Source organism: Stappia sp. BW2 (assembly GCF_008107695.1).
GTDB lineage: Bacteria > Pseudomonadota > Alphaproteobacteria > Rhizobiales > Stappiaceae > Roseibium.
Genome location: NZ_VIRG01000058.1, coordinates 1 through 13,522, shown reverse-complemented (window position 1 = coordinate 13,522; position 13,522 = coordinate 1). Strand labels below are relative to the sequence as shown.

The window sequence follows — 13,522 nt, the reverse complement described above, 5'->3', positions numbered from 1 at the left end:
CTAACGGGCGTAACTCACCGTCATAGCGATTATTTCTGGAGAATCAGCGCGTATGCTGGCGCGTCACAAACTCGATACCCTGCTGGACCGGTTCGCGGAACTCGAACACATGATGTCCGCCAATCCGGATCCGGGCGCTTATGTCAAGCTGTCGCGGGAATACGCCGGGCTGGAGCCGCTTGTCGGCAAGATCCGTGCATTGATCAAGGCGGAACAGGATCTGGCCGGTGCGAAGGCGCTGCTGCAGGATTCGTCTTCCGACGCGGAAATGCGTGAGCTGGCTCAGATGGAGTGCGACGAGCTGGAAGGCCGCGTCGAGGAACTGGCCCAGGATGTGCGCATCGGGCTGCTGCCGAAGGATGAGGCGGATTCCAACGATGCCATTCTGGAAGTGCGGGCAGGCACCGGGGGCGACGAAGCGGCGCTCTTTGCCGGCGATCTCTTTCGCATGTATCAGCGCTATGCCGAATTGCAGGGCTGGAAGGTTGAAATCCTGTCTGCCAGCGAAGGCGAAGTGGGCGGCTACAAGGAAGTGATCGCATCCGTTTCGGGTGAAAACGTCTTTGCCAAATTGAAATTCGAATCCGGTGTTCACCGAGTCCAGCGTGTGCCCGCGACCGAATCGGGTGGCCGTATTCATACGTCCGCCGCGACGGTTGCCGTGCTGCCGCAGGCCGAGAATGTGGATATCGATGTTCAGGAGAGCGATCTGCGGATCGACACCTACCGCGCGTCCGGCGCGGGGGGGCAGCACGTCAATACCACCGATTCCGCAGTGCGCATCACGCACTTGCCGACGGGGATCGTCGTTGCCGTTCAGGATGAACGCTCGCAGCACAAGAACAAGGCGCGGGCCATGCAGCTCTTGCGCGCACGCATTTACGATGAAGAGCGTGAGCGGGCGGCGAGCGAACGGACAGAAGCGCGCCGGCTGCAGGTTGGTTCCGGCGACCGGTCGGAGCGCATCCGCACCTACAACTACCCGCAAGGCCGCGTGACCGACCATCGCATCGGTCTGACGCTTTACAAGCTGGAACAGATCCTGTCCGGCGAAGCGCTTGGTGAGGTCATCGAACCGTTGACCCTGGACCACCAGGCCAACCTTCTGGCAACGGAAGAGGCCTGAGGGTGACCATCGGCCAGCTTTACCGGTCCGTGCGTGACCGGTTCCGGGCGGCCGGATTGCCGACGCCGGACCTGGATGCCAGGCTGCTGGTCAGCGCGGCCCTCGGCCTGCCTCTCTCGGATCTTGTCTTTCGCGAACATGAAGACGCTGCGCTTGCAGCGGCCGGGCTTGTCGAAGCCCATGCGCAGAAACGTCTGGCCGGCATGCCTGTCGGACGGATACTCGGGGAACGGGAGTTCTACGGCCGACGGTTTCTGTTGAACCCGGCCACGCTGGAACCCCGGCCGGACACTGAAGCCCTGATCGATGCCGTGCTGGAAAGAACTTCCACCGATGAGGCGCCTGTCATGTGCGATATCGGCACGGGCACGGGCGCCATCGCCGTTACCTTGCTGGCCGAACTTCCCCGAAGCCGGATGATCGCGGTGGATCTTTCGGAACAGGCGCTGGAGTGCGCTATGGGCAACGCGGCGCTGCATGGGGTCGGTGACCGGCTTCTGACGGTGCGCGCGGATTATACGTCGGCTCTCAGGCCTGAAGGCGGTTTTGACTGGGTGGTCAGCAACCCGCCTTATATCCGCACTGCCGTGCTCGCGGAGCTTTCACGCGAAGTGATTCAGCATGACCCAAAGCTTGCGCTTGATGGCGGCGAAGACGGGCTGACGGCCTACGTAAGTATTCTCACGGATGCGCAAAAACTGCTTCGTCCAGGGGGGCGAATCGCGCTCGAGATTGGCTTTGATCAGGCGGAAGATCTAAAAAAACAGCTGCGTCATCATAGCTTTGTAGAGATTGAAATCATTAGGGATCTTTCCGGAAACGACCGGGTTGTAGTGGCCCGCAGACCCTAATTTCGCGGATTTGATCCAAAGTCGAAAAAGCACTTGGAAATCGTAACGGAAAGGGGTACGTTCCTCTTGCCGAAACCGGAGATGTTATCAGCGTTTAGCGGGGCATGCGCATCCGGCAGCAGGGTACCGGCGCCAATTCAGCGTTTTGGAAACCGTTGTATATCGGACTATCCGGTGTTTCGGACTGTCGAAGAAAAAGACAATCGCGTTGGCCTGCGGCCTTTAGCGCGCTGCGTATGTTTTCAATGACAGCCGCTAACCAGCATTGTTGGTTTCGGCGGGTATTTCGTGTCGGTTTTAGGCAATTCCGATGTTGGGTCAGTGTAAAGCTGACCGCCGTTCCGCAAGAGAAAACGGCAGGATGAGACCAGGAAATCAAAGCAATAAGCGTATGCGCGGACGGGGCCGCAAGGGCCCTAATCCGTTAACCCGGACTTACGAATCCAACGGTCCTGATGTGAAGATCCGCGGTACTGCGATGCATGTTGCAGAGAAGTACCAGCAGCTTGCACGTGATGCCCAGGCATCCGGCGACCGAGTAATGTCCGAGAATTACAACCAGCATGCGGAGCATTATCTGCGCATTGTGGCTGCCGCGCAGCCGCAACCGCAGCCGACGGCGCATGCATCTTCCCGCTCCGAAGCCGAAGACGGTTCAGAAGCCGCGGTAACGAATGGCTCTGGCCATTCCAACGGCGCGGATCGGCCGGATCGTGATCGGTCAGATCGGCCGGAACGGCCTTCCCAGGATGTGTCCGCTTCGGATGGCGACCTGATGGATGCCGACAGCCCGCAGCCCTTTATCGACGACATGCCTGTCATCGATCAGGAAGGCAAGGTCAACGGCGCCGCCAAGAAGGCGGAGAAAGCCGAAGCCGGTGACGACGAAGCGGATGAAAAACCGCGCCGCCGGGCCCGGACACCTCGTGCACGCACGCCGCGCCGGGCTTCCGGCGAGCAGGCGGATGCAGGTCAGGCCGCTGGCGAAGCCACGCAGAGCACAGAAGCTGCCGCTGGTTCCGAAGAAGAGGAACAGCCGAAGCCACGCCGCCGGGTTGCGCGTCCGCGCCGCCCCAAGGCCGCTGAAGATGCTCCTGCCGAGGCACCTGCCGGAGAATAATCCGGTAGCGGGTCAGCCTCTAACAAGCTGAAACAGATAAAACGGCGTCCGTTATGGGCGCCGTTTTTGTTTGGCTTGTTGCGATCTGTCCCAGCAGTGCAGAATAAGATGCCGCAGGGGCTTTTGTGGTGAAAATGCAACACTATATAGAAGGAGCAGCCCGGTAAAAGGCTGTGCGGATGCCCGTATCAGGGGTCCGTATTCCAGATCGTTCCCCACGCTTCGGGTGGTGCGAACGGGTAGGAGGTATCTTATGAACTTTGAAAAATACACTGAGCGTGCGCGCGGTTTTGTCCAGTCTGCTCAGACCTTTGCCCTGGGGCGGGGCCATCAGCAATTCGCACCCGAACACATCCTGAAGGTGCTTCTGGATGACCAGGAAGGTATGGCCAGCGGCCTGATCGACCGTGCCGGCGGCAACGCCAAGGCACTGAAGGGCGATCTCGAAGGCCTTCTGGACAAGATGCCGAAAGTATCCGGTGGTTCCGGACAGCTTTACATGGGCCAGGCAACTGCGCGGTTGTTCGAGCAGGCGGAGAAGATCGCCGACAAGGCGGGAGACAGTTTCGTCACCGTCGAGCGACTGCTGCTTGCGCTTGCCATGGACACCGACAGTGAAACCGGCAAGCTGATGAAGCGGCACGGCATCACCCCCAATGCACTGAACGAGGCTATCAACCAGCTTCGTCAGGGCCGGACGGCCGATACCGCGACTGCTGAAAACCAGTACGATGCACTGAAGAAATTTGCGCGGGATCTGACCCAGGTGGCCCGGGAAGGCAAGCTCGACCCGGTGATTGGCCGTGACGAGGAAATCCGCCGGACCATCCAGGTTCTGTCGCGCCGTACCAAGAACAATCCGGTGCTGATCGGTGAACCCGGCGTCGGCAAGACCGCGATCGCCGAAGGTCTCGCTTTGCGGATCGTCAATGGCGACGTGCCGGAATCGCTCAAGGACAAGCAGCTTCTGGCGCTCGACATGGGCTCTCTGATTGCCGGTGCGAAATACCGCGGTGAGTTCGAGGAGCGCCTCAAGGGCGTTCTGTCCGAAGTCCAGGCGGCTGCGGGCAAGGTGATCCTGTTCATCGACGAAATGCACACGCTTGTGGGAGCCGGCAAGGCAGACGGGGCCATGGATGCGTCCAACCTGCTGAAGCCTGCGCTGGCCCGCGGCGAGCTGCACTGTGTCGGTGCGACCACGCTGGATGAGTACCGCAAGCATGTCGAAAAGGACGCCGCTCTTGCCCGCCGGTTCCAGCCGGTGTTCGTGAGCGAGCCGACGGTTGAAGATACGGTCTCGATCCTGCGGGGCATCAAGGAGAAATACGAGCTCCATCACGGGGTCCGTATCACCGACAGTGCCATCGTTTCGGCTGCTGCTCTTTCGAACCGCTACATCACCGACCGGTTCCTGCCGGACAAGGCAATCGACCTTGTGGACGAGGCCGCCAGCCGGCTGAGGATGCAGGTTGACAGCAAGCCGGAGGAACTGGACGAACTGGATCGCCGGATCATCCAGCTGAAGATCGAGCGCGAAGCCCTGAAGGCCGAAAGCGACGACGCGTCCAAGGACCGTCTGACGAGGCTCGAGAAAGAGCTGACGGATCTGGAAGAGAAGTCGCAGGCACTCAGCAACCGTTGGGTGGGCGAGAAGGAAAAGCTGCACCTTGAACAGAAGATCAAGGAACAGCTGGAACAGGCCCGCATCGACCTGGAAATCGCGCAGCGGCGCGGCGATCTGGCCAAGGCCGGTGAGCTTGCCTATGGCGTGGTTCCGGAGCTGGAGCGCAAACTCGCGGAAGCGGAAGCTTCCGAGGATGCCGATGCCATGGTCGATGAAGCCGTAACGCCGGCTCATATTGCCCAGGTGGTTTCGAAATGGACCGGTATCCCGGTCGACAAGATGCTGGAAGGTGAGCGCGAAAAGCTGCTTCAGATGGAAGACATGCTGGCGAACCGGGTCATTGGCCAGGCAGAAGCCATCCATGCGGTTGCCACTGCGGTGCGCCGGTCCCGTGCCGGTCTGCAGGATCCGAACCGGCCTATCGGCTCGTTCATGTTCCTCGGACCGACCGGTGTCGGCAAGACCGAGCTGACCAAGGCACTTGCGTCGTTCCTCTTTGATGACGACAGCGCAATGGTGCGGATCGACATGTCGGAATACATGGAGAAGCACTCCGTTTCCCGGCTGATCGGCGCACCTCCCGGTTATGTCGGTTATGAGGAAGGGGGCGCGTTGACGGAAGCCGTTCGCCGGCGGCCGTATCAGGTTGTGCTTTTCGACGAGATCGAAAAAGCGCATAGCGATGTGTTCAACGTGCTGTTGCAGGTTCTGGACGATGGCCGCCTGACCGATGGTCAGGGCCGGACGGTCGACTTCCGCAACACCTTGATCATCATGACCTCGAACCTGGGGGCCGAGTATCTGGTCAACCAGCCGGAAGGTCAGGATACAGATGGTGTTCGCGACGAGGTCATGAGCACCGTGAGGGGCCATTTCCGGCCCGAGTTCCTGAACCGTCTCGATGAGATCGTGCTGTTCCATCGCCTGCAGCGGGCGCAGATGGCCGATATCGTCAAGATCCAGCTGGAGCGTCTGCGGGCTCTCCTCAGCGATCGCAAGATCACGCTGAAGCTGGACGACGGTGCTCTCGGCTGGCTGGCGCAGAAGGGGTACGACCCTGCCTATGGTGCCCGGCCGCTGAAGCGGGTGATCCAGAAGGACGTCCAGGATCCGCTTGCCGAGAAACTGCTCGCCGGCGAAATCCTCGACGGCCAGACGGTCGAAGTCTCGGCCGGTTCGGACCGCCTGATGTTCCAGGTGGACGGATCGGAAAGCGTCGCCGCCTAATCAGCGCCGCCTGCACCGATTGAATAGAAAACCCGCGGAAGGAAACTTCCGCGGGTTTTTCTTTTTGCGCTTCGATTGCCTGCCTCATTTGCGTTTTGTCAAACGGGCCCGAGAAAAGATGTGGTATTCATACATTCATAAATATGAAACTAGAGCCGTACCTTGATGTAACCGCGAGGGTGGCCAATTCGGTTTAGGAGGGTCAAATGACAGTCGATCGTGCGGTAATGATGTTCGCGGGTGCCATGGTGCTCTTGTCCCTGGCATTGGGATATTACGTTTCGCCCTACTGGTACCTTCTCAATGCTTTTGTCGGCCTGAACCTGATGCAGGCATCTGTCACCGGCTTTTGCCCGGCGGCGATCATCCTCAAGAAGCTCGGTATGAAGCCGGGAGTGGCCTTCTCGTAAGGTGGGGGACAAAATGAGGCGCGGTATCTCCATTTTCCTGCTGCTGATGCTGGCGGTAACGTCCGGTGCCGTGTCGGTGGCTCGTGCCGACGACTTTCTGGCCGAGCCGATCACCGTGCCGGAAACCAAGGCAGTGTTTGCCGAGGTCAAGAGCCGGACGGTGGTGCCCGCCCGCGCCCGGATAGGCGGAACCATCAAGACCATTTCCGTGCGCGAAGGCGACATGGTGACGGCGGATCAGGTTATCGCCGTGGTCGTCGACGAAAAAATTGCACTGGAACTGGAGGCCGCCAAGGCCCGGATCGAGGTTCTGCACTCCCAGCTTCACAACGCCCGCACCGAGCTTGAACGGGCCGAGCAACTGGTTGCGCGCGGCAGCGCGGCGCAAAGCAGGCTTGATCAGGTACGGACCCAGTTTGATGTGGTCACCAACCAGACGGTGGCGGCGGAAGCGGAGATGGCGGTCATTCGCCAGCGTGCCAGCGAAGGGAATATCCTGGCGCCGAATGCCGGACGTGTTCTGACGGTGCCGGTCACGGAAGGCTCGGTTATTCTGCCGGGAGAGGAAGTTGCCAGAATTGCGAGCGGCCGCTATTTCCTGCGCCTCTCCATTCCCGAGCGACATGCCGCCCAAATCACGTCAGGTGCGAAAGTTCTGCTGGGCGGGCGTGGCCTGGATCCAACGCAAAATGCAGACGGGAACCAGCAAACCTTCGGAACCATCGTCAAGATCTATCCTGAAATAGCCGAAGGCCGCGTCACGGCGGACGTCGAGGTCGAGGGGCTGGGAGACTATTTCGTCAACGAACGCACGCTCGTTCATGTTCCAGTCGGCACGCGCGAAGTCATTGCCGTGCCGGAGGCGGCCCTTTCCATCCGGCACGGTGTCGATTACGTGCAGGTTGCCGTAGACGGCGGCGCACAGGATGTTGCCGTTGTTCCGGGCGCCCGTGTTCTTCATGACGGGACGGTTCTGGTCGAGATCCTGACCGGACTGCGCGCAGGCGACCGGGTGGTGCTGCCATGAGGCTTGGACTTGCCGGATGGCTGACCCGCTCTTTCATCGGGTCGCCGCTCACCCCCCTGTTCCTGATGGCCTCTCTCGCTCTGGGGCTGATTGCTCTCGTCGCCCTGCCGCGTGAAGAAGAGCCGCAAATCTCCGTGCCTATGGTCGACATTCATGTGGAGGCCAATGGGCTGAATGCGGAGGATGCGGTCAAACTGGTGACGGAGCCGCTGGAGACAATCGTCAAGGCGATCGACGGGGTTGAGCATATCTATTCCCAGACCCAGGACGACCGTGTGCTGGTAACGGCCCGGTTTCTCGTCGGGACCGATGCGGATGCTGCCATTTTGCGGGTACACGAAAAAATCCGCGCCAACATGGACCGGATCCCTGTCGGTATTCCCGAGCCGCTTATCGTCGGTCGGGGTATCGATGATGTTGCCATTGTCGTCGTCACGCTGACACCCGCACCGCAGGCGGCGGACCGATGGACCGCGAACGGTTTGACCCGGATTGCACGCGAACTTCAGACTGAAATCGCCAAGCTGCCGGACATCGGCCTGACCTTCATTGTCGGAGAGCAGCCGGAAGCCATCCAGGTGGAGCCCGATCCTGAAAAGCTGTCGCTCTATGGCATCACGCTGCAGCAACTGGCTGCCAAGATCGAAGGGGCCAACAAGTCCTTTCGCGCAGGCTATGTGCGCGAGGCAGGCGAACAGCGTGTGCTGGTGGCTGGCGAGACGCTGCAATCGGCCGAAGAGATCGGCAACCTGTTCCTGACCGCCCGCGATGCCCGGCTGGTTTATGTGCGCGATGTCGCCCGCATTGGCCTGACCACCCACGCGGCGGAGCACAGGGTTGCCAACATCCGGAAAGATGAGGGAAAGCTGACCCGGGCTCCGGCCGTGTCGCTGGCCATCGCCAAGCGCCCGGGCACAAATGCGGTGGTGATTTCCGATGAAATCGTCTCACGGCTGGAAGCGATCCGTGGAGATCTGTTTCCCGAAGACGTGGACATGGAGATCACCCGGAACTACGGCGAGACAGCCAACGAAAAGGCCAACGAACTGCTGTTTCACCTGGGCCTTGCAACCGTCTCCATCGTCGTCCTGATCGCGCTTGCAATTGGCTGGCGTGAAGCGCTGGTCACGCTGGTGGTGATCCCGACCACGATCCTGCTCACGCTTTTTGCAGCCTATCTGATGGGCTACACCATCAACCGTGTCAGTTTGTTCGCCCTGATCTTTTCCATCGGTATTCTGGTGGACGATGCCATTGTGGTGATCGAGAATATCGCCCGGCACTGGGGAATGGCGGATGGCCGCAGCCGTACTCAAGCGGCGGTGGAGGCCGTGGCGGAAGTCGGCAATCCGACCATCATCGCAACTCTGACGGTGATCGTCGCGCTTCTGCCAATGCTGTTCGTTTCGGGCCTGATGGGCCCCTATATGGCGCCGATCCCGGCCAATGCTTCGGCCGCGATGCTGTTTTCCTTTTTCGTTGCGGTGATACTGACACCCTGGCTGATGATGAAATTCGCGGGCCGCGATGGAGGGCATAGCCACGTTCCGGCCGCCCATGGCGGGGCTCTTGGCCGGCTTTACGTTCTGGCAGCCAGGCCGCTGATCGGCTCGCGCCTGCGGTCCTGGGTCTTTCTGCTGCTCGTCGGGATCTGCACCATAGGTTCGCTGGCGCTGTTCTACACCACCGACGTCACCGTGAAGCTGCTTCCGTTTGATAACAAGGCGGAACTGCAGGTGCTTGCGGATCTTCCGGAAGGGGCTTCTGTCGAGGACACGGACAGGGTTCTGCAGGAGATTGTTGCCCGATTGGGAGAGGTTCCGGAGATCCTGTCGTTCCAGACCTATGCCGGCACCGCATCGCCTTTCAATTTCAACGGTCTAGTGCGCCACTACTACCTGCGGGCATTGCCTGAGCAGGGCGACGTGCAGATCAATCTCACCGAGAAAGGCGAACGGGACAGGACCAGCCATCAGATTGCCCTGGATATCCGGAACATGCTTGCCGACGTCGACCTGCCTGACGGCACCGTTCTGAAGGTTGTGGAACCGCCGCCCGGGCCGCCGGTTCTGGCAACGCTGCTTGCGGAAGTCTATGGACCCGATGCCGACAGCAGACGGGCTGTTGCAGGCAGGGTTCGCCAGGCCTTCGAGGATGTGCCGTTCATTGTTGATGTCGACGACAGCTTCGGAGCTCAGGCTGACCGGGTGCGCATCGCTATTGATCAGGACCGGCTGGAATATCACCGTGTCGAACAGGGTGATGTGTTTGACACGATCCGGCGTCTTTATGCTGGAACCGACGTTGGCTATTCCCACCGGGGACGCGCGCGTTATCCCGTTCCGATCCGGATCCATCTTGCCAAGGGCGACATGGTGACGGGGGAGGCGGTGCTTGCAACGCCGGTGCCGGCCAACGCTCTGCCTGGCGGCCGGGGCGTAATCGAACTTGGCGATGTGGTAACGGTTCGCCGGGAAAAGACGTCCTATCCCGTCTTCCGTCACAACGGTCGTGCGGTTGAAATGGTGACCGGCGAACTGGCCGGTGCGTTCGAAGCGCCCGTCTATGGAATGCTGGCGGTTGGCCAGAAGATCCGCGATATGGACTGGGGCGCCGACGGAGCACCGGTGATCGCATTTCACGGTCAGCCCGAAGACGAAACACGACCGACCCTGCTTTGGGATGGCGAATGGGAAGTCACCTGGGTCACCTTCCGGGATATGGGCGGCGCCTTCATGATCGCGATCCTGGGCATCTATTTTCTGGTGGTCGCCCAGTTCGGTTCCTTCAAGCTGCCGCTGGTTATCCTGACGCCTATTCCGCTGACGCTGATCGGCATCATGCTGGGGCACTGGCTGTTTGCGGCACCGTTCACGGCGACATCGATGATCGGTTTTATCGCGCTTGCCGGCATCATCGTACGCAATTCCATTTTGCTGGTCGATTTCATCCAGCATTCGCGCACACCGGAAAAACCGCTTCTGGACGTTTTGCTGGAAGCTGGGGCAATCCGCTTCAAGCCGATCCTGCTGACGGCGCTTGCCGCCATGATCGGTGCTGCGGTGATCCTGAGCGATCCGATCTTCCAGGGTTTGGCGATCTCGCTGCTGTTCGGTCTGGCGTCATCGACAATCCTGACTGTCCTGGTGATTCCCGCCATCTATATGGCCTTGCGCCATGGGCGGGTGCCTCAGGAACCGATGTCCGAAACGGGACAGGCGGAAAGTTGACGGGCCGCCGCAGCATTCAGCGTCGCCCGGCTCCAAACAGCCGGGGCGCGGCAGGCTGGCTTTGGTCCTTTCTCCTGCTCCTGAGCGCAGGTCGAAAACCGACCGACCGATGGCCCAAGGACGGGTCGCGCCGGATTTGTTCGATGTGTCGTCGGTACTTTTCAGGAAATCACACACACCTCAATTCGGCCGCGGTCAGGAAGACCCGGCCGAACAGGTGTCGTGCGTGTCAGTTGACTGCAGCGATCCGGGAAGGCTTGCGGACACGGTCCAGCAAGGCATCGACACGGTAGCGTTCGGCTTCGAACGCGGTGCGCATTTCACCCTCCAACGTCCGGCCCTTGGGCAGCTTGACGCGCATTGGATCCATGAAGCGACCGTTGACCAGCACTTCATAGTGGAGATGAGGCCCCGTGGACAGGCCGGTCGAGCCGATATAGCCGATGATCTGGCCCTGGGTGACGCGTGCCCCCTGCTTGATGCCTTTGCCGAAGCCGCTCATGTGGTTGTAGGTGGTGGTGTAGCCGTTGGTGTGGCGCAGTTCGACACGGCGGCCGTAGCCGGAACTCCAGCCGGCCTTGATGACCGTGCCGTTGCCCGCCGCCATGATCGGCGTCCCGCGCGGAGCCGCCCAGTCCACACCCGTGTGCATCTTGGTGTATCCGTGGATCGGGTGCCGGCGCATGCCGAAGCCGGAGCGGAACCTGCCGCCGTTGAGCGGCTTGCGGATCAGGAATTTCTTCGCGCTCTGGCCGGTTTCGTCATAGAAATCGGTCACGCCGTCGTCAGGTGTGCGGAAGCGGTAGAATTCCCGCGTGGTGTTGCCGGTGTTAAGCGCGGCGTACAGGATCTTCGGCGGGGAATTGGCGTCGCCATCGGTAAAGAACAGCTCGACAGCATCTCCAGGCTGGACGCGCGCATTGAAATCGACATCAAAGGAGAACATGCGCACCAGATCGTTGATGATTTCTTCCGGCATGTCCTGCTCGAGCGCGGTCTGGTAGAGGCTGTCGTAGATGGCCGGCGTCGGGCCGCCATAGGAGACGCGGTCGGCTTCTTCAAACGCATCGGCCAGGAACGTGCTCGGCTCCTTGGCTTCGATATAGGCGCCGCTGTCGGAACGGGCGACGGTGGCCTGGTGTTCGGTATTCTCGTAGAGACTGACGCGCTCGGGCCGCATCCGCTCCATATCGTCCGGCGAAGGCGCATAGGCGATCCGCAACCTTTGGCCTTCTGTCAGCTCGGTTATGCCGAACAGGTTCGAGAAGGCGTCCGAAATGGCAACGGCTTCGTCCTCGGTGGCATCGTAGTCCATCATGACATCGACCAGATCCTGGTCCTTGGTCACGGGGACGATGCTTTCGTCCATGCCGGCGAAGCGGACATCCTCGTCCTGCTTGGAAACGAAGGAGACGTTTTCCGGCGTGATGCGCACGGCGTAACGTTCCAGATCCGGCTGAAGAGCGAGATTGAAATCGAAGCGACCCGGGTCGACAAGCGTTTTGGCAGCCATTTCGACAGCGTCAATGGACATGGTGCGCGCGGTTTCGCGAACAGCCAGCTCGACCTCGGTCTCAGATGGTGTCCGGTCTAGGTCGATATCCTCACTGGAGGATGGGAAGGGGGCAAGCGAAATGCTGACTTCGCTTTCCAGTTTCGCACCGTATATGGAATCGGCCGGAAGGGGTGTGCCGGTCTCGGCAACATTTGTACCGCCGTCATCGTCGTTGTCGGCGAACATGTTCAAAGGATTGAACGGCGGAATTTGCTCGGCCAGTTCAGGATCCTTGCGGGTCGCGAGTGTCGCGCTGACGAAGATATGCGGCTGGACGCGGATATGATCCCGGTCGCCGTCGCGTGTGACCACGTTGACGTCAATGACATGCTTGCTGGAGTATTCGGCCGCGGTGCGCAGGGCCCGGTCACCCTTGGTGCCGCCGCTGGACAGAGAAAAGCCGTTCCAAAATGCCTCGGAAGAGGGCGCGGCTTCGACACTATACTGTCCGTCGAGCGCGGCCATGAGAGCGCCACCCATCAGAAACAGTGACGTGACGCCAGTCAGGACGGTGCCGGCAAACCAGCGCAGAGACACCTGACGCCGGTCAGACATGCCACTGCGGCCTTCGTAACCGCGCAGAGGCGGTTCCTCACCCAACTCTATGCTAAGGGACTGCGCGCTATGGAAGGGCCCAAAATGCATTAATACCTGTCCGGTCCTTTTAAGCTATCGCGTCAATCCGAAGGCCGCATCCTTTAGGTGCGGCCAGTTTGTTTCAGCAGCGATAAACATAACAGATCCTGCTACATGCAGTGTTTGATTTAAATCGTCAATTGTTTCTGCACGGATGCCCTTCGGGCGAACTGCGTTGCGAAGGTTGGTTACGAGCAGAATTTGTCGGTTCTGTGGTCGCAAGGAGACCTGACACCATCTTTATAAGGGGCTCGTGCAGCCGCCTTGGAGCAATCGGTCCGCCCCAGTCAGAAACGAGGCAAAAGAATCCAGAAAAAATCGCGAGGTACGGTGATGCCCCGGGGGGTAAGGCTATGATTTACCTCGGGGATTCTGGGCGTTTCTGGCTATGTGAATCTTTTTTGACAAAGTCTGTTGACTCATCTTCAGGCCATGCGTATAACGCCCTCCATCGACGGCGGCGCCGCCAACACGGCGCTCTTCGCTGTTGGTTCTACCAGACAACTTTGCCGCATCGACCTGGCAACAGGATAGCGGTTAGGCGTCTCTGGTTGAAGGCTTTTAAGCCGCATTTGCTGATTGGCGAATGGTTCTTTGACAATTTGATTATTGAAGGAAGGGAAGCGTAGGCGGCGTTGGCCTTGCGATCTCAGGCTCTTTCGGGGGTTTGGGGTTTTAAGGAGTTACGCAGGTACGCTGATCTTTCATACAAGGAA

8 protein-coding genes are annotated in these 13,522 nt (G+C 60.1%); 7 read left to right on the top strand and 1 reads right to left on the bottom strand.

Annotation, left to right across the window (positions count from 1 at the left end):
- The first annotated feature begins 52 nt into the window (after positions 1–52).
- The 7 genes from prfA to FMN63_RS08185 all read left to right on the top strand — a co-directional run bounded on the left by prfA (position 53) and on the right by FMN63_RS08185 (position 10,615).
- Positions 53–1,126, top strand: coding sequence for a peptide chain release factor 1 (gene prfA, locus FMN63_RS08215; RefSeq protein WP_148583484.1), 1,074 nt, complete (start codon positions 53–55; stop codon positions 1,124–1,126).
- A gap of 2 nt (positions 1,127–1,128) precedes the next feature.
- Positions 1,129–1,977: a peptide chain release factor N(5)-glutamine methyltransferase gene (prmC, locus tag FMN63_RS08210; protein ID WP_148583483.1), complete on the top strand. Its 849-nt coding sequence runs from the start codon at positions 1,129–1,131 to the stop codon at positions 1,975–1,977.
- A 391-nt stretch (positions 1,978–2,368) separates the two neighbouring features.
- The gene (locus FMN63_RS08205; RefSeq protein ID WP_205513925.1) at positions 2,369–3,097 is read left to right on the top strand and encodes a DUF4167 domain-containing protein; all 729 of its coding nucleotides are present in this window, start codon (positions 2,369–2,371) and stop codon (positions 3,095–3,097) included.
- A gap of 253 nt (positions 3,098–3,350) precedes the next feature.
- On the top strand, positions 3,351–5,948 hold the full coding sequence (gene clpB, locus FMN63_RS08200; RefSeq protein ID WP_148583481.1) for an ATP-dependent chaperone ClpB: 2,598 nt from the start codon (positions 3,351–3,353) through the stop codon (positions 5,946–5,948).
- 206 nt (positions 5,949–6,154) lie between these two features.
- Positions 6,155–6,358, top strand: a complete 204-nt coding sequence (locus tag FMN63_RS08195) for a YgaP family membrane protein (RefSeq protein WP_148583480.1) — start codon at positions 6,155–6,157, stop codon at positions 6,356–6,358.
- A 13-nt stretch (positions 6,359–6,371) separates the two neighbouring features.
- Positions 6,372–7,385, top strand: a complete 1,014-nt coding sequence (locus FMN63_RS08190) for an efflux RND transporter periplasmic adaptor subunit (RefSeq protein ID WP_148583479.1) — start codon at positions 6,372–6,374, stop codon at positions 7,383–7,385.
- Complete coding sequence (locus FMN63_RS08185) at positions 7,382–10,615, top strand: efflux RND transporter permease subunit (RefSeq protein ID WP_148583478.1); 3,234 nt, start codon at positions 7,382–7,384, stop codon at positions 10,613–10,615. The genes FMN63_RS08190 and FMN63_RS08185 overlap by 4 nt, the downstream gene beginning before the upstream one ends.
- Positions 10,616–10,844: 229 nt before the next feature.
- On the opposite strand, the gene FMN63_RS08180 is transcribed toward FMN63_RS08185, so the two are convergent.
- A complete protein-coding gene (locus FMN63_RS08180; protein WP_209001015.1) occupies positions 10,845–12,725 on the bottom strand; it encodes a M23 family metallopeptidase in 1,881 nt (626 codons plus the stop codon).
- Between the last annotated feature and the right edge of the window lie 797 nt (positions 12,726–13,522).